We start from the raw sequence: 21,885 nt of genomic DNA on the forward strand, positions 1-21,885 counted from the left end.
GCCACGGCTTTCCACCGCCGGGCGGCCCGCCGCCTGATCGGGGTCGGCCGGCCGGTCAGCCGGTCTGCGGAGAGGTGCCGGCGGCCGGGTCGAGGTGGCGCGTGTCGTTGAGGCTGCGCACGACGGCGCCTTCGGAATGGACGTCGATCTCGGTGAGGCTCGCGGCGTCCAGGTGCATGCGGTGCAGCGCGACCGAAGCCGCCTCCAGGGCCCGCCGCACGACCATCTTGATCGGTGTCACATGGGTGACGACGGCGATGGTGCGGTGCGGGAACCGCTCGACCAGCGTGTCGACGGCCGCTTCGATGCGGGCCTGCGCGGCGGCCAGGCTCTCCCCGCCCGGCGGCGGGGTGTGCGGGTCGGCGGTCCACTGGAAGACCTCGTCGGGCCAGGCCGCCTGGACCTCGGTGAACGTCAGCCCTTCCCACTCGCCGTAGCCGGGCTCGCGCAGATCGGGGACGGTGACCACCGCCAGCCCCAGCACCTCGGCCAGGATCTGCGCCATCGCCGTGGCGGGACGCAGGTCCGAGCAGGCGATCACGTCGACGTCGCCGCGGATGAACAGCTGGGACGCCAGCGCGCGGGCCTGGGCGACGCCGTCGTCGGTGAGGTCGCCGTCCTGGTCGCCGGCGAAGCGGCGCTCGCGCGACATCAGGGTCTCGGCGGTGCGGACCAGCAGCAGCGTCGTGGACGGCATCGGCGGCACCAGCGCCTGCAACGGCTCGGCCGGAGGCTGGGACTCGGGTTCGGCCTGGGGGACCTCGACGGTGGCGGTGCGTACCCACGGCCGTTCCCAGTCATTGGAGTCGCACGCCAGCCGCGCCATCTCCACGGCGCGTTCGTTGCGGTCGCGCGGGACCCAGGAGAAGACGACGCCGCCCGGGCCGAAGCTGGCGGCCGCGTGCATCACCTCGTCGCGCAGCGCCTGTACCGACGGGTCGCCGGTGTCGGCCCGGCGCGTCAGCTCCTCGACGACGCTGCGGCAGTCGGTGCGGACCTCGAGCGCCGCGGCCGTGTCGGTCGAGGTCGCCGTCAGCAGCCCGGTGCACACGCCCCGGTAGACCGCGACGGCCATGGTGGCCGCGCCGATCCCTTCGGCGGCCTCGGCCATCAGCTCGCCGGTGGCCTCGTCGACGATCGCCACCCCGTAACCGGCCGCGCCCTCGGCCGCCCGCGTGTAGCCGGACACTTCCACCACAATCCGTCTGCCCATGGCCTGGCCACACCCCATGTCGTCGTCCGCGGCGAAGGTCCTCGAACCCTAGCGTTCACGGGCGTTGCCCGACCGGTTCTCCACCGCATCCACCGTCATCGGGCGCCGAGGCCGGATGCGTAGGCGACACGCCCGTCATCGCCCGGTCCGGGCCGTCCGCCGGATGATCTGACAGCGTGGAACGCTTGTTACGTTCAGTCAGCGCGCAAGTACCAGGCGAGACGAGAGGTTGGTGGGCGGCAGTGCCGGCGCGACCGGGAACGGCGACCGATGACCACGGGCAGGGCACGAACCGGCGACCAGACAAGACGCGAACCTCCGGGCACGGGAGGGAGGCCGGCGCCGCCCCGCCGACCGCCGCCGCCGCGCGGATGCGGGCCATGGCGTGGTCGGGGATGCGCGTCATCATGGTGGGTGCGGGAATCGCGGCCGCGGGCACGCTGGTGTGCGGGCTGACGCTGACCTCGATCGGATGCGCGGTCTTCGGGCTGGCGTACCTGCTGCAGGGCACGTGGGGAGAAGGACTCGGCCTGCTGGGCGTCTACGCGCTCACCGGCACGCCGCTGGTCGCCGGAGCGTGGTTGGCCAAGCGCCGCACCGCCCGTGCCCGCGCCAAGGCCGCCGCCACGGTGACCGGCGTGATGACGGGCATGATGGAGGGCACCGTGACCACCGTGACGGACCGCGCCTCCGCCGTGACCAGCTGGCTCCACCGGCCCGGCTGACGGCTCCGGGCGCCGCCGCGGAAATCGTCCTCGACGCCCCGGCCCGACGTTTCGGTCTTTCGGTCAAACCGGCCCGAAAACGGGAAAATCGAATGAGCGGGGCCGGGGCGGGTATGCCGGTGTACCACGCCGGACGACTCGGATGTGATCCGTATGGGCTTGATCGTGGAGAGCAGGTTCGATCCGCTGCACACCGATCTGGCCATCGTGACCGTGGTCGGAGAGGTGGACGTCCACACCGCCGCGCACCTGCGGGACCACCTGGCCACCCTCCTCGCCCGCGGCGCCCGCCACCTGGTGCTGGACTTCGGCGGCGTCGCGTTCATCGACTCCAGCGGGCTCGGCGTGCTCGCGGTCATCTACCGGCTGCTGAGCGCGGACGCCCACACCGACTCCGGCCCTTCCGAGACCGGCACGCTCGCGTTGGCCGCCGTGAACCTGCGGATCCGTGAGGTGCTGCGCACCACCGGCTTCACCCGGTTCCTCTCGATCTACTCGACCGTCGAGCTGGCGCTCACGGTCCACGAGGCCACGGCGTAGGGGACGCGGCCCCCGGCGAGCGCAACCCAACGTGACGAGCTTTGTTGACAACCTGCGCTGGAGAGTACTTATAATTTGAGTTGCAGGGTTCCTCTCTGCAAGGCACAGGCATCCCGGGTCTGGAGGCCCCGGGGATCTTCGGAGGTGAGGCAACGATGCTGCTGACGTCGATCGACCCATTCGTGCAGGAGTTCGAGCGCCAGTTCGACCGCGCGATCCGGCAGGCGGGCCTGAGCGGCCGCGGCGAGGGCGCGGGCATGCCGATGGACGGCGTCCGCCGCGCGGACGACGTCGTCCTGCGGTTCGACCTGCCGGGCATCGACCCCGGCTCGATCGAGGTCACCGTGGACCGCGGCGTGCTGACCGTCAGCGCGCGCCGCGAGGAGGAGTTCGGCGAGGACGAGCGCGTCTTCGTGCGCGAGCGCACGATGGGCGCCTTCACCCGCCGCGTCTACCTGTCGGAGCACCTGGACGCCGACGCCATCGAGGCCGCCTACAACAACGGCGTCCTGGCCGTCCGCATCCCGGTCCTGGAACAGGCCAAGCCCCGCAAGATCGCCGTCCAGGGCGGCGACCAGAGGGCGATCAAAAGCTGACCGGCGAGCGTCCGTCGCCGCCCGCGCCCGGGCACTGGCCGGAACGCTCCGGCGGCGGCGCGCGGGCGGGTGACCCGGCCGGGCACGGCCCGGTGGGTGCGCGGCGCCCACCGGGCCAGGTCGTCGGCGGTTACGCCCGGCAGGCGCGCAGCCAAGATCATAGGAGCATCGGCGCCGGGCGCGCACCTCGGCCGGGCCACGAACCCGCCGCCCGCCGGGCCGCGCTCGCCCGACGCTAGCTGGGACGGACCGCCGGCCGCTGGCACTGGGCCAGGAGCAGGGCGGCGATCGTGGTGCCCGAGACGATGGCGCGCGTGCCGATGAGGTGGGGGACCGACGCCAGCGGGACCCACTCCACGCGTTCGGACTCGCCGGTCTCGGTGGGAGGGCCCACGAAGGTCGCCTCGTCGGCGCGGAAGACGTGGTGCCTGGTGTCGGCGATGCCGCTGTTCGGCTCGGTGTACAGGAGCGGCCGCATCGGGCCCGGGCGCCAGCCGGTCTCCTCCTCGACCTCGCGCGCCGCAGCCTCGGCGGGCGACTCGTGGGCCTCGACGCCGCCCGCCGGGATCTCCCACCCCCACGAGTCGGTGATGAAGCGGTGCCGCCAGATCAGCAGGGCGCGGTCCCGCCGGTCGACGACCAGCGCCCCCGCGCCCTCGCCGGTGCGGATCACCCGGTGGTCGAGGGGGCCGGCCGGGGTCTCCACGTTCGCGAGCCGGATGTCGAGCCACTCGTCGCGGTAGAGCGGCGCCTCGGAGCGGACCGTCCAGTGGCTGCCCGTCATGGGCCGCCCTCCACGATCAGCCGGACGTGGCCGGGCGGCGCGGCGTCCTCGTCGAGGTCGTGGCGGAAGGCACCGTTGCCGACCTCGGTGAAGCCGTTGCGCAGGTAGAAGTCCTTGACCTTGTGGTTCTTGGCGCTGGGCCGGTAGTGGCCGGTGACGGTCTTCGCGCCCGACTCCCGGGCCTGCCGCAGGACCTCGGCCAGCGCGGCCTGCTCGATGCCGCGCGAGAAGACCCGGCAGCTGAGGAGGAAGTTGTCGATCCGGACGGTGTCCTCGTCCCGTCGTGTGAAGATGGCGCCCACCAGGCCATTGTCGCCGAACCTGTCGGCGGACCGCACGGTCAGGACCCGTCCCGGGAAGCTCCGGACCTCGTCGGGCCGCATCCGGCGGGTCGTCATGTTGAACTGGTTGGTCCGCAGGGTGAGCTGGGAGACGCGGCCGACGTCGGCCTCCGCCAGGTCGCCCAGCCGGACGGTCACCTCCAGCTCGCGCAGGTAGTCCTCGATCGACTCGAAGGCGTCGAGGAAGTCGCGGCGGTCCAGGTCCTCGCGGTACTTGCGGCCGCGCGTGCGGTCCTCGTCGGTGAGCTCCCGGACGTCGAACCAGGCGTCGCGCAGCAGCGCCCCGATGTGGAGCGCGGGTTCGGTGCCGAGCTGGACGACCGCGACCTCCGGCAGTTCCCGGCGCACCAGGCCGCACTCGTACGCGCTGTCGTCGGCGAAGACCAGGCTGTCGGTCCCGATGTTGAGCGTGCGCGCGAGCTCCTTCAGGTTCTCGTGCTTCGGGCGCCAGTTCGCCACGACGCGGACCAGGTCGCTCTCGGTCAGCGTCATCCCCGGATGGTCGCGCAGCGCCGCGCGGACCGGCTCCGGGTCGTTCTTGCTCACCACGGCCAGCAGCACGCCCTGCGAGGCCAGCTGCTTGGCCACCCGCTGGAAGGACCGGAAGGCCTCGCCGCGGTGCCCGTCGCAGACCTCGATGCCCTCGACGCCGTCCTCGCCGAGGACGCCTCCCCAGACGGTTCCGTCCAGGTCGAGCACGAGGGCCTTGCGCGTCCGCCCGGCGGCCTGCCGCGCCAGGTGCCCGGCCTCGCGGGCGTAGGCGGCCAGCAGCGCAGGAGACAGGTGGACCTTGGCGTAGCGGCTCAACCGGGGGTCGACGGCGGCGGCGCCCTCGGCCACGAGCGGGTCGAGGTCGAGGACGACGGCCGCCGACGCCTCGCCCAGCCGGAGGAGCCGGGCGTTGGCCTCGCGCCAGACCACGCCGAGGCGGGCGCGCGAGCGGTGGTCGACGAGCTGGGCGGCGTACGCGCGCGGCAACGGCATCGTGTTGAGGACGAGCGTGCCGCGGCCGGCCCCGGCGAACCGGGCGGCGAGGCCTTCGATCAGGCCCACCTTCTCGGCGGCGATCCGCTCGACGTCCTCCACCCGCCACGGCACCGGCAGCCCGTCCAGGACGATCATGGGGTCCAGGACGCACAGGACCAGGTCGGCGCCGGTGGAGTAGAGCGTGCTGCCCGGATCGCCGAGGTCGAACACGTAGCCGTCGAAGTCCGAGACGTGCGTGCGGGCGAGCAGCCCGTGCCGCGCGAGCTCGGCGGTGACCAGCGGCGCCAGCTGGGCCAGCGTCCCGTGCCCGGTGATCGCGACGGTGACCGACGGGGTGTCCGGGTGCACCCGCAGGACCTCGTCGGTGTCGAGCCGGGCGAGCAGGTGCCCGGCCCGCGCGAGCTCCCCGTCGGAATGCCCGGCGAGCAGGGAGCGGACCTCCGGGTAGCGTGCGGCGAGCGCTCCGGTGCGATGAAGGTCGAGCAGCGCCTCGACCGGATTCGTGCGGACGACCATCCCCGACCCGTTCCTCTCCAGCCCGTGACCGGTCGTCCGCAATGATCGGCGGGCCGGCTAAAGCCCCTCTTGGGCGGCGTCCGCGGCCTCCAGCGGGCGGCCCGGCCCGGGGGCCAGCGCGTCGAGCGCGGCGGCCAGCAGGGCCGCGCGGTCCGCGCCGCTCAGCGTCCCCTCCTCCCACATCATCACCCGGGTCGCCTCCTTGGTGATGGCGAACGCGGCGGCGGCGCGGACCCAGGCGGCCCGGGAGGTGTCGGTGCCGCGGAGGGTGTCGATGATCTGGCTCGTCTTGTCGAGCAGCCGGTGTTGCGTGGCGCGCTCGTCGATCGCGTACCGGATGGAGGGGTCGGCCTCGAGCATCGCCCAGTGCGCGCCGGGCGCGGCCATGAGGTCGATCAGCCGGCCCAGCAGCTCCTCGGCGGACGCCCCCTCGGCCGCGCGCACCGCGATGTCCTCGTAGATCGCGATCGGCTCGGTGATCATCGCGTTGAGGATCTCCTCCTTGGAGGAGAAGTGGTAGTAGATGGCGGCCTTGCTGGTGCCGAGCCGGTCGGCGATGTCGGCGATGGACGTCCCCGCGTAGCTCTGACGGCGGAACAACTCCCCGGAGATCGCAAGGATGCGCTCCCGCGTGCGGTTCGCTTTGACATCCACCATTGGACCTCTCCGCCCTGATGTCCCTACTTGACGAACGTTCGGCAGGCAGAGCCGTGCCCCCATTTTCCACGGCCTCCGGGGGATGCACCACGGCATCGGCGTCCGGAAGTTACCGGAACCGGCCGCCGTCCTCGTCCCGGCACCGCGCCGGCGTCCCGGGCTGCGCGGGCTGCGCGGGTTCGGCGGGGAGGAGCTCGCGGGCGATCTGCCCGCAGATCTCGGACCGGTGCCCGAGCAGGCACTGGCCGCCTCCGGGGTAGACGCGGAGGGTGAACGGTCCGGTGGTGTGCCGGCGCCAGCGGTCCATTCCCGCGATGCTCGCCGTGGGATCGGCGTCGCAGGCCAGCGCGAGGATCGGGCAGGTCAGCCGGTCGTCGCCGGCCGCGGGCGGCGGGGGCGCCGACCGCCCGGACAGGAGCAGGGCGACCGGGACGATGCCGGCGCGGCGCTCCAGGAACCGGCCCGCGGCCACCGCCAGGAGCGCGCCCGTGCCGTGCCCGAAGAGGGCGACGGGCCGGTCGATCCGCGGCCGCAGCGCGTCGGCGATCTCGGCGGCGAGCGGGCCGATCCGATCGTCGGTCAGTTCTCCGGGGGACGTGTGCTCCACCGCAAGGACGTCGATGGCGCGTGCGACTCCGTCAAGGAGAGGGAGGAAGAAGCTCGTCGAGCCGCCGACATGCGGGACGCACACCAGCTGTGCCTCGCAGTGGGATCTCTGCCGAATGCGGACAATGCGAGGTCCACGCCATTGCACGGTGCTCCTCCCATGCTTGCCGACCGTTCGGTAAGTAACTTTGCCACCATGTTTCCGCCGCGTCCAGAGGACGGTAGACGGGTAATGTCGCGGTAATGTCAAGGAGTCAAGTCGAGGCGCGCCGAAGGGCCCGGATCTCGCCGGGTAGCGGTGCGCGGACTCTGCGGCCGGCTCAGGCGGAGTCGGCGATGCCGAAGTCGAAACCGGCGGCGAGCTCGGCCCGCCGCCCGACGTTCAGCTTGCGGTAGACCCGGGTCAGGTGCTGCTCCACGGTGCTGACCGTGATGAACAGCTCGCGCGCGATCTGCCGGTTGCTGTAGCCGTGGGCCGCGAGCGCCGCGACGCGCCGCTCCGCGTCGGTCAGCCCGTTCCTGGGATCGCGCCCCGACGACGCGACGGCCCTCGACGGCGCGCCGGAGCCCACCGTCGACGCTTTCCGGGTGGACCTCTTCGACGCGCTCTTCGAGGCCGTCTCGGACGCGGCCGCATGGCCCGCGCCGGCCTGCGGGGCGCCGGGCAGGGCGGGCGCCGCCGAGGATCCGTTGGCCGCCTCGGTGAGCCGCCCGCAGTCGAGGTCGGCGGCGGCGCGCGGCGCCGCCGGAGGCGGACCGTACCCGGCCAGCAGGCCCCGCTCGATGTCCTCGACGCCGCACAGGCGGGCCAGGCGCCGGGCCTCGCGCAGGCCGGAGTCGTCCGTCCCGCACCGTCCGCGCGCGATCTCGGCGAGGGTGTAGGCGTACTCCAGGCGGTCGCCGCCCTGGCGGTGCGCCTCGGCCGCCTCGCACAGCAGGACGGCGCGCTCCGTCGCGGGGGAGGCGGCGGCCAGCACGCGCAGCGCGAGACCGCGGCACCGGGAGGGGCCGGGTTTCAGCCGGGACAGCTCCTCGCGCGCGAGGTCCATGGCCGCCTTCGGGTTGCCGAGCCCCAGGTGGGCGCGGGCCGCCTCGGTGCGCCACGGAACGATCGCCGGGAGGTCGAGCTTCCAGGTCTGCATCAGCTCGCCGCAGGTCTGGAAGTCGTGCAGGGCGGTCTCGTACCGCCCCGTGGCCAGGAAATGGTGCCCCCGGGCCTGCAGGTAGTGCAGGCCGACCAGGCTCCGGTAGAGCACCTCCGGGGTCGGGACGCGCAGGAACTCGGCGGCCTCCTCGTCCCGCCCCATCGCGGTGAGCGCGGTGACCATGGCGGCGACGGGCAGGCCGCCGAACACCCCCCAGCTGTCGTTGGCCATGCCCGCGAGGGCGGCCGCCGCGTGCCGCTCGGCCCCGGCCATCTCGCCCCGCCGGACGTCGATGACGGCGCGGAGCGCTTCGCACCAGGCGCGCTTGGTGGCCGACTCGGCGGGCAGCAGCCGGGGGAGCGGCTCGCACAGCGGCGCCGCCTCGTCCGCGCGGTCGGAGTACAGCAGGGCGAGCGCGGACATCGCGTTGGTCTCGCACCCCACGCCCGGCTCGTCGCGCAGCAGCGTGAGGACGTTGTCCACCCGGTCGAGCGCGTCGTCCCCGGCGCGGTTCTGCAGGACGGCCGTCAGCGTTCCCGCCGCCTGCCTGCGCGGGCTCGGGGCGGCCTCGGCCATCTGCCCGGTGTCCTCCGCCGGGGTGATGTCGTCGGGGAACAGGAACGACGCCCAGGTCCGCACGGTGTACAGGTCGGCGGCGTCCTCGGTGCCGAGCCGGGCGCGGGCCCGGTCGAGCCGGTCGAGCTCCTGGCCCGCCTCGGCCGTCCGCCCGTACCACAGCAGCAGCGCGACCAGCCGGAGCGCGCACCGGACGCCGAGCCGGTCGGCGCGCGCCGCCGCGCGCAGCTGGGAGACGTGGCGGGTCGCGGTGCGCGGCTCCAGCTGCCACTCCGAGCAGGCGATCTGCGCGGTGATCGTGGCCTGCTGGTGGGGGTCGGTGGTCTGCTTCTGCGCCAGCCGCAGGAAGCGCAGGGCGATGGTGATCTCGCCCGCGAGGAGTGCCTGCTCGGTCGCCTCCAGCAGGGCGGGGACGACGTAGGGCTCGTCGACGCGCTCGGCGTAGGTGAGGTGCCGCGCGACGACCACCGAAGGCGCGCCCTCCGTGTGCAGCAGGCCGGCGACGCTGGCGTGCAGGGCCGCGCGGTCGCGGGGGGACATGTCGCGCAGGATCGCCATGCGGGCGTCGTGGTGCCGGAACGCGGCGCCGTCGAGCAGGCCGGCGTCGTTCAGCATCCGGATCGCCTGCGCGACCGTGTCGGCGGCAACGCCGAGGAGCTTGGCAAGCACGGCGGGCGTGGCGGTGGAGCCGATCACCGCGAGCCCCCGGGCGATGTCGAGGATGGTGGACTCGCACTGGTACAGGCAGCCCACCAGCGACTGGCCGAAGGTCGCGCCGACGACGAGCTCGGAATCGTTCTTCGAGCCGTAGCGGTAGTCCTCGATCAGGGCGCGCAGCAGCAGCGGGTTGCCGCCCGACACCTCGTAGGCGGGCCCCTCCAGCCGCCGGGCGACCGCCTGCCCGAGGTGGGCCTCGAGCACCGACAGCGCACCCGGCCGCGAGAGCGGGCGCAGGCGCAGGCGGTCGAAAGGGTGCAGGCGGCGGAGCTCGGCGTGGAAGGAGGGCTCGGAGCGCTGGATCTGCGGCGCCTCGGTGAGGACGACCATGACCCTCGACGACTTCATCCTGTGGATGAGCAGGAGTAAGCACGCCAGCGAGTCGGGGTCGGCGTTGTGGACGTCGTCGACGCAGATCACCAGGGGCCGCCGCCTGGCCAGGTCGAGCAGTTCCACGCACAGCTCGTGCAGGGCGATCGTCTTCGCCTGGGCCGCGGCCGGGGTCTCGCGCACCATGAGGAACGCGGTGCCGTCGTTGAGGAGCCGGGCCGCGTGCTCGGCGGTCGCCGCCGGCACCTCGCGGGTGTCGAGGAGCTGCCCGATGACCCCGAGCGGGAGCGAGCGCTCGACGTGCGAGGCGCGCGCGCCGAGCACCAGCGCGCCGCGCGAGGTGGCCCGTTCCACGAACGCCTCGAGCAGCGACGTCTTCCCCGTGGCCACCGGCCCGTCGACTATGGCCAGCCTGCTCGTCCCCCGGCTGGAACCGGAAAGCGCGGAGTCGAGCGCCGAAAGCTGCTCGGTCCTCTCCACAAGCCCCATGATCTTTGCCTTCCCCGTTTGCCCGTCTTCTTTTGTCGCCCGCCAGGCGGGCGGCGGGTATCGAGGAAGTCCAGTATAAGTTGCGCGGGTTCCGGGTCTTTGACCGCCGCCTGAATGCGATTCGCGACTCGGTGTCAAGGAGGCCGTGCGGGCGACGGTTCGTCATCGAATGGCGACGAGCGGTAATGGAGTGCGGGGATGTGAAACAGATCACTCGTGATCTGTCACTTCGGCCGGCGGGCGCGTTAATTACGTGTTACAAGAAAGGGGCGCCATATCGAGGCGACCGGATCCGGTCACGCTGCGGAGGCGTTAAGGGGCCTGTTCCCGAGCGGTTTCGGTCGTGTGCGGCACGGTCGGGATCCAGTGTGAGAGCGGGAGCATGTACGCAGCCATATCGATCGATGTCGGTGGGTGATCGGCTTCGACTGGTTCGGTGGATCGGCGCCTCGCGGGAGCTGGGAGCGCTGCGCGGAGATCCCCCTGGTGAGCGGCTCTGCCTGCGCTTCCCGGGCCCGTCCGCGACGGCGCACCGGGCGGGTCAGCGCCATCATCGTTGCTTACCGATCGGTCGTCAACTGAATCGCGCGGCGCCGGAACCGCCCCCCTGCCGAGATCATCGCAACTAATGATCTTGATGTGCCGACGGTGCGTACCCGGCTCGCCGGGCGCGCCCGCGCCGGCCGCCCGCCGAAGCGGGCGAACGCTCGGTGGCGCCGGACCCGCGGACCGCACCGCCCCGACATGATCAACGATCGGGCGGTGACATGCCACTACGACCATGCGCCCGGCCGTTAGGCCGTTATAGGGGTCCACCCGAACGCGTAGGGGTCGGTAGGGGGCGGTAGGGGTTTCAGGAAAACTCGCGGCGTTCCTAGTCTCCGCAATATGTGCCGACACGTTGACCTTATCTAAGGAGCGGCATGCCGGACCCGGTAAATGCCTGCAAGTGCAAGGAACTCGAGAACTGCGACGTCGAACTCCGGCAGAACCCGCTTCCGGGCGGCCGGACCGTCCGTGCCGGCCTGCGCGGGTCCCCGACGGCCGGCCCGGCGCGCTCCGGCGCCCGCGGCGGCATCACGCTGTGAGGAAGGGACCGGACCCGATGCCGAACAATGTCGTCGACGACCTCTGGATCCGGCGGTTCCAGCCCGCGCCGGAGAGCGAGCTGCGGCTGGTCTGCCTCCCGCACGCCGGCGGCGCGGCCAGCTACTACCTGGAGCTCGCCAGGGCGGTGGCGCCGGAGATCGAGGTGCTGGCCCTGCAGTACCCGGGCCGCCAGGACCGCCGCCGCGAACCCCTCGTCCCCAGCGTCACCGCGCTCGCCGACGACCTGTACGAGGTGCTGGCGCGCGCGGTGGAGCCGCCCTTCGCGATCTTCGGCCACAGCATGGGCGCGATCCTGGGGTTCGAGGTGGCCCGGCGCTTCCACGCGGCCGCCGCGGCGGGCGGCGGCGGGACCGGCCCGGTCCGGCTGCTGGTCTCCGGCCGCCGCGCGCCGAGCCGCGGCCGGGACGAGACCGTGCACACCCGCGACGACGCCGGGGTGCTGGCGGAGCTGCGCGAGGTGGGCGGCACCGACCCCCGCGTGCTCGCCGAACCCGAGCTGCGCGCCTCGATCCTCGCGGTGCTCCGCAACGACTACCGGGCCATCGAGACCTACCGCTGCCCGCCGGGGCCCCCGCTGGACTGCCCGATCACCGTGCTGGTCGGCGACCGCGACCCCAAGACCACGCTGGAGGAGGCGTCGGCGTGGGCCGAGCACACCACCGGGCCGTGCGACCTGCGCGTCTTCCCCGGCGGCCACTTCTATCTCGACGAGCGCCGCGCCGAGGTCACCGCGGCGATCACCCAGTCCGTTCGAACGTCCGATGACGGGAGCCCACGGTGAGGTACGAGATTCTGGGGCCGCTGCGGGTGGCCGACGGCGAGCGCGTCTCCACGATCAGCGCGCCGAAGATCGAGACGCTGCTGGCGGCGCTGCTGGTCCGCTGCGACCAGATCGTCACGACCGACCAGCTCATGATGGAGATCTGGGGCGACCAGGCGCCGCGCCGGGCCACCGCCGGCCTGCACGTCTACATCTCCCAGCTGCGCAAGTTCCTGGACCGGCCGGGACGCGCCGCGAGCCCGATCGAGACCAGCTCGCTCGGGTACGTCCTGCGGCTCGGGGACGACGAGTTCGACTTCCACGACTTCCTGCGGCACATGGACCGCGGCCGCGAGCGGATGCGCCGGCGGCGGTTCGCCGAGGCGGCCGCGTCGTTCGAGAACGCGCTGGGCCTCTGGCACGGCTCCCTAGTCGCCGACCTGCGGCACCGCCCGGTCGTCGACGGGTTCTTCACCGCGCTGGCCGAGACGCGCCTGGAGTGCACCGAGATGCTCATCGAGGCCCAGCTGGAGCTCGGCCGGCACCGGGAGCTGGCGGGCCGGCTGTGGTCGCTCATCGCCGAGCACCCGCTGCGGGAGGCCTTCTACCGGCAGCTGATGCTCGCCCTGTACCGGTCCGAGTCCCAGGCGGCGGCCCTGCACGTGTACCAGCTGGCCCGGCGCACCCTCAACACCGAGCTCGGGGTGGAGCCGTGCCGGCTGCTGCAGAGCGTCCACCAGGCGATCCTCGAGGCCGACGAACAGCTCGAACTCGCCGCGGCCGGCTGAGCCGCGGCCTTCAGATCTCCTTTAGCGGCGGTTCCGACAATGGCGTCCCCGCCGGCCGGCGCGTGAGAGGTGGAGCATGGACACGGTCGACCAACGCCCGGATGCGCAGGGCTTCCCGATGCCGCGGCGCTGCCCGTTCGAGCCCCCGCCGGAGTACGCGGGGCTGCGCGCGGCCGCGCCCCTGGTGCGGGTGCGGCTGCCGAACGGGAGCACGGCGTGGGCGGTCACCCGGCACGCCGAGGCGCAGCAGGTGCTGACCGACCCGCGGATCAGCACCGACCCCACCCGGCCCGGGTTCCCGAGCGTGGCGCCGCCGGGGGCGCCGGAACCGACCCCCGAGCAGGCCGAGCAGCTCGCCCGGCTGCGGCAGGGCCAGTTCGTGAACATGGACCCGCCCGAGCACGACACCTACCGGCGGATGGTGATCTCGGAGTTCAGCCTCACCCGGGTCAAGCGGCTGCGGCCGGGGATCGAGCGCGCGGTCGGCGAGCTGATCGACGCCATGCTCGCCGGCGAGCGGCCCGCCGACCTGGTCGCCGCGTTCGCCTCCCCGGTGTCGGCCGCGGCCATCTGCGAGCTGCTCGGGGTGCCGTACGCGGACCGCGAGTTCTTCCAGTCCTGCACCGCGCGGATGCTGAACGTGCACGTCGACCCGATGGGGGCCATCGGCGCGTTCCAGGAGCTGCGCACCTATCTCGACGACCTGGTCACCGCGGCGGAGAAGGAGCCGGGCGACGACCTGATCGGGCGGCTGGCCGCCCAGCGGCGCAGCACCGGGGAGCTCGGCCACGACGCGATGGTCGGCATGGTCTTCCAGCTCCTGGTCGCCGGGCACGAGACCACCGCGAACATGATCCCGCTCGGGGTCCTCACGCTGTGCGAGCACCCCGACCAGCTCGCCGCGGTGCGGGAGGACCCGGCGAGGTGGCCCGCCGCGGTGGAGGAGCTGATGCGCTTCCACACGGTCACCGACTGGGCGGCCATGGACCGGATGGCGACCGAGGACCTGGAGGTCGGCGGCCAGGCCGTCCGCGCCGGCGACGGCATCTTCGTGCTGGGCGCCTCGGCCAACCGGGACGAGCGGGTGTTCGACCGGCCGGACGAGTTCGACGTCGGCCGCAACGCCCGCCAGCACCTGGCTTGGGGCTACGGGGTGCACCAGTGCATCGGGCGCAACCTCGCGCAGGCCGAGCTGGAGATCGCCTACCGCACGCTGTTCGACCGCATGCCGGGGCTGCGCCCGGCCGTCCCCGTCGACGAGCTGGCGTGCAAGTACGACGGGCAGATCTTCGGCCTGCAGAGCTTCCCCGTGACCTGGTGAGCGGCGGGGACGAACGGAGGATCATGCGCATCAGCGTGGACCGGGACCGGTGCATCGGCACCGGCCAGTGCGTCCTCACGGCGGCGGACGTCTTCGACACCGACGAGGACGGCCTCGTGCTCCTGCTGCTCCCCGACCCGGACGGGGCGCACGCGCAGCGGGCCCGCCGGGCGGCGAACCGCTGCCCCACCGCGGCCATCTCCGTGGACGACCGCCATGGACCGCGCTGACGGGGGGCCCGCCGGCGACGGGGAGCCCCTCCTCGACCGGCGGCCGTGCTGGTGGACGCTGGTCCGCCCGCTGGCGAAGGCGGGGGTGGCCGCGCTCGCCGTGTGGGCCGGGATGCGGCTGCTCCCCGGCGGCGGATTCCTCGGCTTCGTCAAGCTCGCGATCCTGGTCCAGGCGGTCAAGGTCCTCCTGGTGGTCGGCGTCGTCCCGGTGCTGCGCTGGCTGCGGTGCAGGCACGTGCTCACCGGCGACCGGCTGGCCCTGCGGCAGGGCGTCCTGCGGAGCAGGATCTGGAGCGTCCCGCTGGCCCGGGTGCGGAGCTTCTCCGTCGAGGCGGGGCGGGTCCAGCGGCGGCTGGGCGCCGGAAACCTGGTCGTGGTGACCGACACGGGGGAGACCCGCGCCTTCAAGAACTTCCCGGACATCGACCTGGCCCGCCGCGAGCTCTCGCGCACGCGCGAGAGCCCCCGTCCCGACGGGGAGACCGCGGCCCGTCCCTGACCGATCGGCAATCCACCGAACCACGACCACGTCGGCGAGGGGCCGTCCCCTCAGAGCAGCACGAGGTAGGCATGAAGGCACTTGTCCTGTCCGGGGGCGCGGGAACACGGCTCCGGCCGCTGAGCCACGGACTTCCCAAACAACTGGTCCCCGTCGCGAACAGACCGGTGCTGTTCCACGCGCTGGAGGCGCTGCGCTCGGCGGGTCTCCGCGACGTCGGCATGGTCGTGAGCGGGGAGGGCCGGCCGATCCGCGACGCCGTGGGCGACGGGTCCCGGTTCGGCCTGGCCGTCACCTACCTGCCGCAGGCACGGCCGCTGGGGCTCGCGCATTGCGTCGCGATCGCCCGCGACTTCCTGGCCGACGACGACTTCGTGCTCTACCTCGGCGACAACGTCTTCGGCGAGGGGGTTTCGGCGCCGCTGGCCGACTTCCGCGCGCACCGCCCGGCGGCCCAGCTCGTCGTCCGGAAGGTGTCCGATCCGCGGCAGTACGGCGTCGCCGAGCTCGGCGACGGGGGACGGGTCGTCGGGCTGTGGGAGAAGCCGGCTGCGCCCCGCAGCGACCTCGCGGTGACCGGCGCCTACTTCTTCACCCCCGAGATCCACCGGGCGATCGCCGGCATCCGGCCGGGCGGCAGGGGCGAGTGGGAGATCACCGACGCGGTGCAGTGGCTCGTCGAGCGCGGCGCGGACGTGCGCGCCACGGTGCTGAACGACCCGTGGTGGGACACCGGCACGGTCGACGACCTGCTCGACTGCAACCGCGCGATGCTGGACGGCCTGGAGCCCGCCCGGCGCGGCGGCGTCGGGCCGGGCACCGAGATCCGGGGGCCGGTGGCCATCGAGCCGGGCGCGCTCGTCGAGGAGTCGGTCGTCACCGGCCCGGCGATCATCGGCGCGGGAAGCCTGGTCTCCGGCAGCCGGATCGGGCCCTACACCGCGCTCGGCGACGGCTGCTCGCTCGTGGACTCCGACATCTCCCACTCCATCGTGCTGGACCGGGCGACCATCCACGGGGTGGGCCCGATCCGGTCCTCGGTCATCGGCCGCGCCGGCGACGTCCGCCGGGCCGCGCCCGGGCGCCGGACGCACACCCTGCTGCTCGCCGACGACTGCCGCGTCGAACTGGCCGGCTGACGTGACCGCCCGCCCCGGCCCCCCGGCCCTTCCGCTCCCTTAGGAGGCTCGTCGTGCACGTTCTCTTCACCCCCTTCGCCCAGCCGAACAGTTTCTACGGGATGGTGCCCCTGGCGTGGGCGCTGCGGGCGGCCGGCCACGAGGTCCGGGTCGCCGCCCAGCCCCTCATCGCCGGCGCCGTCACCGCGTCCGGCCTGCCCTTCGTGCCGGTCGGCACGGGGTACGGCCGCGAGCAGCAGATGGAGGAGTACCGGCGCAACACGCGCCGGGAGGACCTCAAGCACGCGGGGACGCTCGACAAGTTCGTGGCGCTCGACCCCGCGGAGAAGAAGCGGATCAACAACGAGGTGGTGCTGCCCACGCACCACCGGCTCGCGGAGGCGATGGCCGAGGAGCTCGTGCCGTTCGCCCGCGACTGGGAGCCCGACCTGGTGGTGTCCGACCCGCTGGTCATCGCGGGCACGCTGGCCGCCGAGACCGTCGGCGCCCCGCTGGTGCGCATCCTGTGGGGGCCGGACCTGCTGATGAAGATGGGCTTCCCGGGGCTCGGCCTCGCCCCCGAGGACTGGCCCGACTACCTGGTGGCGCTGTTCGAGCAGTACAAGGCGGAGATGCGCGCCGACCCCGCCGAGTTCACCCTCGACCCCTGCCCGGAGAGCATGCAGTCCCCGGGCATCGCCGGCCGCGTCGCCTTCCGCTACATCCCCTACAACGGTGGCCCGAGCACCGTTCCGGAGTGGCTGCGGCGCCCCGCCGACAGGCCGCGGGTCTGCGTCAGCTGGAGCACCGTGAGCGCGGCCCAGGCGGGGCAGGAGGCGGAGGAGTTCGCCGTGCCCGCGATCATCGACGCCCTCGCCGGCCTCGACGTCGAGCCGGTGGTGACCGTCGGCGCCGCCGACCGCGACCTGCTCGGGCCGGTGCCCGAGGGGGTGCGGGTGGTGTCGGAGATGCCGCTCAACCTGCTGCTGCCGTCCTGCGACCTGATCATCCACCACGGCGGCGGCGGGACGATGCTCACCGCCGCCTACCACGGCGTCCCGCAGATCACCGTCCCGAAGATCTTCGACCAGGCGTTCTGCGCGCGGCAACTGGCGGGGACCGGCGCCGGGGTCTCGCTGGAGCCCGGCGAGGCCGACCGCGACTCGATGAAGGCCGCGGCCGCGAGCGCCCTGGCGGGCGGCGGCCAGGCCGATGCCGCCCGCAGGCTCCGGGACGAGATGCTCGCCCAGCCCGCCCCGGCCGCGATGGTGGCCGGACTCGAAGGCCTGCGATCATGACGGACTCGGTCATGCCGAGGACGGGGACGTCCTCGCTGTGCGAGTGGCTCGGGGAGCGCCGCCGGCTGAACCCCTACCGCGTCGAACCCGTGCCGATCGACGGTCTCGACGGGTGGTCCGTGCAGGGCGGCACCGGGAACCTGGTGCACCACAAGGGCGGGTTCTTCTCGATCGAGGGCCTGGAGGTCACCGCCGCCGGCGGCACCGCCGGCCGCTCCGCGAAGGGGTGGACGCAGCCGATCATCGTGCAGCCCGAGTTCGGGATCCTCGGCCTGCTGTCCAGGAACGTCGGCGGTGAGACGTACTACCTGCTGCAGGCCAAGATGGAGCCGGGCAACGTCAACGGGATCCAGCTCTCGCCGACCGTCCAGGCCACCTACAGCAACTACACGCGCGTCCACGACGGCGGCACGCCGCCCTACCTGGAGCACTTCACCTCCCGGCGGGGGCGGGTCGTCTTCGACGTCCTGCAGTCGGAGCAGGGCGCCTGGTACCTGCACAAGCGCAACCGGAACATGATCGTCGAGGTGGACGGGGACGTGCCGGTCCTGGACGACTTCCACTGGGTCGGGCTGTCGCAGCTGCGGGAGCTGCTGCGGACGGACGACCTCGTCAACATGGACACCCGGACGGTGCTGTCCGGCACGCCGCCGCTCCCGCCGCACGACCACCACGCCGTCCCGCCCGAGGACGCCTACCGCGCCGCCCTGCAGCGCTCGCTGAACGGGTGGTACGGCGGCCTGCACGACACCTCCCATTTGCTGAGCTGGTTCACCGACGCCAAGACGCGGCACCGGCTCCAGCGGCGGCGCATCCCGCTCAACAAGGTGAGCTCCTGGACCAGGACCGGCGGGCGGATCGAGCGCGCGGACGGCGGGGGATTCTCGATCATCGGCGTGGACGTGCAGGCCGCCAACCGGGAGGTCGCCCGCTGGGCCCAGCCCATGCTGGCGCCGGCGGGCCGCGGCCTGCTGGCGTTCGTGACCCGGCGGATCGAGGGCGTCCTGCACGTGCTGATCCAGGCGCGCACCGAGGGCGGCACGCTCGACCTGGTGGAGATGGCGCCGACCGTCCAGTGCTCGCCCGACGACCTGAGGGCCGCGGGGCCGGACGCCGTGCCGTTCCTCGGCGACGTGCTGTCGGCGCGCCCGTCGCAGATCCGGCACGACACCGTCCAGTCGGAGGAGGGCGGCCGGCTGTACCACGCGCAGAACCGCTACCTCATCGTCGAGGCGGACGAGCGGTTCCCGGTCGAGGTTCCCGAGGACTACGTCTGGATGACGGTCCGCCAGCTCTGCGACCTGGTGCGCTACGGCAACCTGTTCAACATCGAGGCCCGCTGCCTCATCGCGGCCCTGCACACGTTGTGGTGAGCGGGCCGCAGGCCGGGCCCGTCCTGGTCCTCGGCGCCACCGGCTTCGTCGGGCGGCACGTCTGCTCGGCGTTCCTGGCCGCGGGCCGGGAGGTGGTGGCGGTGTCCCGGCGCGCGGGCCGGGTGCCGGGGGCGGCCGGGGCGCGCCCGCTGGCACTGGACGCGGCCGCCGCGGGCACCGCGGACCTGACCCGGCTGCTGACCGACCTCGCGCCCGGAACGGTGGTCAACGCGGCGGGCGCGTTCTGGGGCTGCACCCCGGCCGAGATGGCGGTGTCCAACGAGGTCCTGGTCGAGCGCGTCCTCGACGCGCTGGCGCGCGCACCCGTACGTCCGCGCCTGGTCCAGTTGGGGACGCTGCACGAGTACGGTGCCGCGCCTCCGGGCGCCGCGCTGGACGAGGACGCGCCGCTGCGCCCGGTCTCGCCGTACGGGCAGGGCAAGGCGCGCGCGGCCACCGCGATCCTCGCGGCGGCGGCCTCGGGGCGCGTCGACGCCGTGGTGCTCCGGGTCAGCAACGCGATCGGCCCGGGGATGCCGCGGCAGAGCCTCCTCGGGACCGTCGCCGCCGCGCTCGCCGCCGCTCCGCGCGCCGGCGGGCGGGCGGTCCTCGACCTGTACGCCCTGGACGCCCACCGCGACTTCGTCGACGTGCGGGACGTGGGCGGGGCCGTCGTCGCCGCGGCGGACGCCCCGGTCGCCGGCAAGGCGATCAACATCGGCCGCGGCGCCGCGATCGGCGTCCGCGAGGTGGTCGCGCGCCTGGTCGCGACGAGCGGGGTCGCCGCGGACGTCCGCGAGCGGCCGCCCGACCGCGGCGCCGGGCACGGCGGGCGGGACAGGCAGGCCCTCGATGTGGGCCGGGCCGCGGAACTGCTGGGCTGGAAGCCGCGGTACGGGCTCGACGATTCGCTCAGGGCGTTGTGGCGGGCGTGGCCCCGCGAGGAGGAGGCGACCGGTGAGGTTCCGTGAGATGGCGATCCCGGACGCGTTCCGGATCGAGCCCGAGCACCACCGCGACGAGCGCGGCGGCCTCCACGAGGCCTACCGCGACGACGCGCTGCGCGAGGTGCTCGGCCGTCCGTTCGTGATCCGCCAGGTCAACTACTCGGTCTCGGTCCGCGGCACGCTGCGCGGCCTGCACGCCACCGTGACCCCTCCGGGCGAGGCGAAGCTCGTCACCTGCGTGCGGGGCGCGATCCTGGACGTGGCGCTGGACGTGCGCCGCGGCTCTCCGGCCTTCGGCGTGTTCGAGGTCACCCGGATGGACGAGGCGTCGGGGACGTCCGTCTACCTGGGCGAGGGGCTGGCGCACGGCTTCCTGGCGCTCACCGACGAGGCCCGGGTGAGCTACCTGTGCTCGACGGAGTACGCCCCCGGCCGGATGATCGACGTGCAGGCGCTGGACCCCGAGCTCGGCATCCCGTGGGGCCTCACCGGACCGCCCCTGCGGTCCGCCAAGGACGCCGCGGCCCCGACCCTGGGGCAGGTCGCCGCCGCCGGGCGGCTGCCCGACTACCGGACGTGCCGCGCACTGCACGAACGGGTGCCGCGCGAGACGTGAGCCGGCGCCCCGGCCACGGGGGCAGACCGGGACGCCGGTGTTCACGGCCGCCGTCAGTGCGTGGCGGCGGGTTCTTCGGCCGGCTCCCGGGCGTCGCTCTCCTCGACCACCTCGGCCGGCATGAAGACCTGGACGAGCACCGCGCCCGCCACGGAGACGGCGGCGCAGCCGAGCATCGCCAGCGACATGCCGTCGCTGAAGGCGGCGCCCGCCGCGTGCCGCAGCGCGTCGCCCGCCGGGCCGAGCCGGTCGGCGACGGCCCCGGCCACCGAGACCGACTCGCGGGCGGCCTTGGCGGCCGGTCCGGGGAGCCCGCCGAGGTGCGGGTCGAGGTGCCGGGCGTAGGTGCTCGACACGATCGTGCCCGCCCCGGCGACCGCGAAGGAGGAGCCCACCTGGCGCAGCGTGTTGGTCAGCGCGGCGCCCGCGCCTGCCTCGCCGCCGCCCACCGCAGCCAGCGCCGCGTCCATGGCCGGGGCCGTGCCCGCGCCGATGCCGAGCCCGCAGACGGCCAGGCCGATGGCGGTCTCGAGGTAGCCGGTCCCGGCGCCCACGCGGGACAGCAGGACCAGCCCGGCGGCGGTGACGACCAGCGCGATCGCCACGGTGAGCCGGGTTCCGACGGCCTTGTTGACAGCGGGCGCCACCGAGCCGCCGACCAGCATCGTCACTATCAGCGGGATGAGGCGCAGCCCGGCGCTGAGCGGGGAGTTCCCGGCCACCGACTCGAAGTAGATGGGGATGAGGAACAGCACCGCCGACAGCACGAGCGAGACGACCACGGTCGCCCAGGTCGCCCAGGTGAACTGGCGGTTGCGGAACAGGGCGAGGTCGACCAGCGGGTGCGCGCAGCGGCGCTCCCAGGCCAGGAACGCGGCGAGGACGGCGATGCCGCCGATGACGGGGCCGTAGGTCGAGGGGGCGGTCCAGCCGTGGTCCGCCTCGTTCAGCACGCCGTAGCAGAGCGCGACGATGCCGCCGACCGCGAGCACCGCCCCGGCGACGTCCAGCCAGGGCGCCGCCGGGTTGCGCGACTCGTCGAGCAGCAGCGCGCTGCCCACCAGGGCGACGAGCAGGAACGGGACGTTGATCCAGAAGACCGAGCCCCAGTAGAAGTGGTCCAGCAGCACGCCGCCGATGATCGGCCCGAGCGGCATGCCGACGACGATGGCCCCGCCGCTCAGCGCGAGCGCCTTGACCCGGGCCGGCCCCTCGAAGGTCACCGAGGTGATGGCGAGGGTCAGCGGGAGGATGATCGAGCCGCCCACGCCCTGGACCACCCGCGCGGCGATCAGCTCGCCCGGCGAGCCCGACAGCGCCGCCCAGACCGAGCCCGCCCCGAACAGCACCATGCCGATGAGGAGCAGCCGCTTGCGCCCGAACCGGTCGCCGAGCGAGCCGGCGGGCAGCATGCCCCCCGCGCCGGTGAGGCTGTAGGCGCCGACGATCCAGGCGATCTCGGTGGTGCTCGCGTCCAGGGAGCGGGAGATCGCCGGGAGCGTCACGTTCATGATGAAGAAGTCCATCCCCATCATGACGACCGCGAGGCACATCATGCCCATGCCCCACCACTGCCGCCGCAGGCTCTGCCCGGCCATGCCCC

At 73.6% G+C, this 21,885-nt stretch carries 21 protein-coding genes; 14 read left to right on the forward strand and 7 right to left on the reverse strand.

Annotation, left to right across the window (positions count from 1 at the left end; all coding sequences use genetic code 11):
• Positions 1-55: 55 nt before the first annotated feature.
• Entirely contained in the window at positions 56-1,213 is a 1,158-nt protein-coding gene (locus QP089_RS14115; protein WP_285912025.1) for a histidine phosphatase family protein, read from the reverse strand.
• 242 nt (positions 1,214-1,455) lie between these two features.
• Here QP089_RS14115 and QP089_RS14120 point away from each other — a divergent pair, with 242 nt between their 5' ends.
• The 3 genes from QP089_RS14120 (at position 1,456) to QP089_RS14130 (ending at position 3,074) form a co-directional block, all read left to right on the forward strand.
• Complete coding sequence (locus QP089_RS14120; protein WP_285912026.1) at positions 1,456-1,938, forward strand: hypothetical protein; 483 nt, start codon at positions 1,456-1,458, stop codon at positions 1,936-1,938.
• 153 nt (positions 1,939-2,091) lie between these two features.
• Positions 2,092-2,478, forward strand: coding sequence for an STAS domain-containing protein (locus QP089_RS14125; RefSeq protein WP_285912027.1), 387 nt, complete (start codon positions 2,092-2,094; stop codon positions 2,476-2,478).
• A 155-nt stretch (positions 2,479-2,633) separates the two neighbouring features.
• Positions 2,634-3,074 (forward strand): Hsp20/alpha crystallin family protein, encoded by a 441-nt coding sequence (locus QP089_RS14130; protein WP_285912028.1) that lies wholly within the window; start codon positions 2,634-2,636, stop codon positions 3,072-3,074.
• A 235-nt stretch (positions 3,075-3,309) separates the two neighbouring features.
• Here QP089_RS14130 and QP089_RS14135 read toward each other — a convergent pair whose 3' ends face one another.
• From QP089_RS14135 to QP089_RS14155, 5 genes are all read right to left on the reverse strand, one after another.
• Positions 3,310-3,858 carry an NUDIX domain-containing protein gene (locus QP089_RS14135; RefSeq protein WP_285912029.1) on the reverse strand — a complete coding sequence of 183 codons (549 nt, stop codon included), beginning with the start codon at positions 3,856-3,858 and terminating at the stop codon, positions 3,310-3,312.
• The gene (locus tag QP089_RS14140) at positions 3,855-5,702 is read right to left on the reverse strand and encodes an HAD-IIIC family phosphatase (protein WP_285912030.1); all 1,848 of its coding nucleotides are present in this window, start codon (positions 5,700-5,702) and stop codon (positions 3,855-3,857) included. Before QP089_RS14140 ends, QP089_RS14135 begins: the two co-directional genes overlap by 4 nt.
• Positions 5,703-5,759: 57 nt before the next feature.
• Positions 5,760-6,359 carry a TetR/AcrR family transcriptional regulator gene (locus QP089_RS14145; protein WP_285912031.1) on the reverse strand — a complete coding sequence of 200 codons (600 nt, stop codon included), beginning with the start codon at positions 6,357-6,359 and terminating at the stop codon, positions 5,760-5,762.
• Between the two features lie 109 nt (positions 6,360-6,468).
• Positions 6,469-7,113: a thioesterase II family protein gene (locus QP089_RS14150; protein ID WP_353070582.1), complete on the reverse strand. Its 645-nt coding sequence runs from the start codon at positions 7,111-7,113 to the stop codon at positions 6,469-6,471.
• Positions 7,114-7,285: 172 nt separating this feature from the next.
• Positions 7,286-10,213 (reverse strand): helix-turn-helix transcriptional regulator, encoded by a 2,928-nt coding sequence (locus QP089_RS14155; RefSeq protein ID WP_285912033.1) that lies wholly within the window; start codon positions 10,211-10,213, stop codon positions 7,286-7,288.
• Between the two features lie 932 nt (positions 10,214-11,145).
• On the opposite strand from QP089_RS14155, the gene QP089_RS14160 reads away from it, so the two are divergent.
• The 11 genes from QP089_RS14160 (at position 11,146) to QP089_RS14210 (ending at position 20,282) form a co-directional block, all read left to right on the forward strand.
• On the forward strand, positions 11,146-11,310 hold the full coding sequence (locus tag QP089_RS14160; RefSeq protein ID WP_285912034.1) for a hypothetical protein: 165 nt from the start codon (positions 11,146-11,148) through the stop codon (positions 11,308-11,310).
• Between the two features lie 17 nt (positions 11,311-11,327).
• Positions 11,328-12,113 carry a thioesterase II family protein gene (locus tag QP089_RS14165; protein ID WP_285912035.1) on the forward strand — a complete coding sequence of 262 codons (786 nt, stop codon included), beginning with the start codon at positions 11,328-11,330 and terminating at the stop codon, positions 12,111-12,113.
• A complete protein-coding gene (locus tag QP089_RS14170) occupies positions 12,110-12,880 on the forward strand; it encodes an AfsR/SARP family transcriptional regulator (RefSeq protein WP_285912036.1) in 771 nt (256 codons plus the stop codon). Before QP089_RS14165 ends, QP089_RS14170 begins: the two co-directional genes overlap by 4 nt.
• A 76-nt stretch (positions 12,881-12,956) precedes the next feature.
• Positions 12,957-14,201, forward strand: coding sequence for a cytochrome P450 (locus QP089_RS14175; protein WP_285912037.1), 1,245 nt, complete (start codon positions 12,957-12,959; stop codon positions 14,199-14,201).
• 23 nt (positions 14,202-14,224) lie between these two features.
• Positions 14,225-14,431 carry a ferredoxin gene (locus tag QP089_RS14180; protein WP_285912038.1) on the forward strand — a complete coding sequence of 69 codons (207 nt, stop codon included), beginning with the start codon at positions 14,225-14,227 and terminating at the stop codon, positions 14,429-14,431.
• The gene (locus QP089_RS14185) at positions 14,418-14,930 is read left to right on the forward strand and encodes a PH domain-containing protein (protein WP_285912039.1); all 513 of its coding nucleotides are present in this window, start codon (positions 14,418-14,420) and stop codon (positions 14,928-14,930) included. Before QP089_RS14180 ends, QP089_RS14185 begins: the two co-directional genes overlap by 14 nt.
• Positions 14,931-15,001: 71 nt before the next feature.
• Positions 15,002-16,069 (forward strand): glucose-1-phosphate thymidylyltransferase, encoded by a 1,068-nt coding sequence (locus QP089_RS14190; protein ID WP_285912040.1) that lies wholly within the window; start codon positions 15,002-15,004, stop codon positions 16,067-16,069.
• Between the two features lie 53 nt (positions 16,070-16,122).
• The gene (locus QP089_RS14195) at positions 16,123-17,346 is read left to right on the forward strand and encodes a nucleotide disphospho-sugar-binding domain-containing protein (protein WP_285912041.1); all 1,224 of its coding nucleotides are present in this window, start codon (positions 16,123-16,125) and stop codon (positions 17,344-17,346) included.
• Positions 17,343-18,719, forward strand: coding sequence for an NDP-hexose 2,3-dehydratase family protein (locus QP089_RS14200; protein WP_285912042.1), 1,377 nt, complete (start codon positions 17,343-17,345; stop codon positions 18,717-18,719). The genes QP089_RS14195 and QP089_RS14200 overlap by 4 nt, the downstream gene beginning before the upstream one ends.
• Positions 18,716-19,690: an NAD-dependent epimerase/dehydratase family protein gene (locus QP089_RS14205; protein WP_285912043.1), complete on the forward strand. Its 975-nt coding sequence runs from the start codon at positions 18,716-18,718 to the stop codon at positions 19,688-19,690. The genes QP089_RS14200 and QP089_RS14205 overlap by 4 nt, the downstream gene beginning before the upstream one ends.
• Positions 19,677-20,282, forward strand: coding sequence for a dTDP-4-dehydrorhamnose 3,5-epimerase family protein (locus QP089_RS14210; RefSeq protein WP_285912044.1), 606 nt, complete (start codon positions 19,677-19,679; stop codon positions 20,280-20,282). Before QP089_RS14205 ends, QP089_RS14210 begins: the two co-directional genes overlap by 14 nt.
• A gap of 53 nt (positions 20,283-20,335) precedes the next feature.
• On the opposite strand, the gene QP089_RS14215 is transcribed toward QP089_RS14210, so the two are convergent.
• Entirely contained in the window at positions 20,336-21,880 is a 1,545-nt protein-coding gene (locus tag QP089_RS14215; protein ID WP_285912045.1) for an MFS transporter, read from the reverse strand.
• Positions 21,881-21,885 lie beyond the last annotated feature (5 nt).

It is taken from the genome of Actinomadura opuntiae (assembly GCF_030283205.1).
Taxonomy (GTDB): Bacteria; Actinomycetota; Actinomycetes; order Streptosporangiales; family Streptosporangiaceae; genus Spirillospora.

Bases quoted from the DNA above. Each gene is read 5' to 3' on its own strand.
- QP089_RS14115 (WP_285912025.1), bottom strand. From the start codon at position 1,213: ATGGGCAGACGGATTGTGGTGGAAGTGTCCGGCTACACGCGGGCGGCC.
- QP089_RS14125 (WP_285912027.1), top strand. From the start codon at position 2,092: ATGGGCTTGATCGTGGAGAGCAGGTTCGATCCGCTGCACACCGATCTG.
- QP089_RS14130 (WP_285912028.1), top strand. From the start codon at position 2,634: ATGCTGCTGACGTCGATCGACCCATTCGTGCAGGAGTTCGAGCGCCAG.
- QP089_RS14135 (WP_285912029.1), bottom strand. From the start codon at position 3,858: ATGACGGGCAGCCACTGGACGGTCCGCTCCGAGGCGCCGCTCTACCGC.
- QP089_RS14140 (WP_285912030.1), bottom strand. From the start codon at position 5,702: ATGGTCGTCCGCACGAATCCGGTCGAGGCGCTGCTCGACCTTCATCGC.
- QP089_RS14145 (WP_285912031.1), bottom strand. From the start codon at position 6,359: ATGGTGGATGTCAAAGCGAACCGCACGCGGGAGCGCATCCTTGCGATC.
- QP089_RS14160 (WP_285912034.1), top strand. From the start codon at position 11,146: ATGCCGGACCCGGTAAATGCCTGCAAGTGCAAGGAACTCGAGAACTGC.
- QP089_RS14165 (WP_285912035.1), top strand. From the start codon at position 11,328: ATGCCGAACAATGTCGTCGACGACCTCTGGATCCGGCGGTTCCAGCCC.
- QP089_RS14175 (WP_285912037.1), top strand. From the start codon at position 12,957: ATGGACACGGTCGACCAACGCCCGGATGCGCAGGGCTTCCCGATGCCG.
- QP089_RS14180 (WP_285912038.1), top strand. From the start codon at position 14,225: ATGCGCATCAGCGTGGACCGGGACCGGTGCATCGGCACCGGCCAGTGC.
- QP089_RS14185 (WP_285912039.1), top strand. From the start codon at position 14,418: ATGGACCGCGCTGACGGGGGGCCCGCCGGCGACGGGGAGCCCCTCCTC.
- QP089_RS14190 (WP_285912040.1), top strand. From the start codon at position 15,002: ATGAAGGCACTTGTCCTGTCCGGGGGCGCGGGAACACGGCTCCGGCCG.
- QP089_RS14200 (WP_285912042.1), top strand. From the start codon at position 17,343: ATGACGGACTCGGTCATGCCGAGGACGGGGACGTCCTCGCTGTGCGAG.
- QP089_RS14215 (WP_285912045.1), bottom strand. From the start codon at position 21,880: ATGGCCGGGCAGAGCCTGCGGCGGCAGTGGTGGGGCATGGGCATGATG.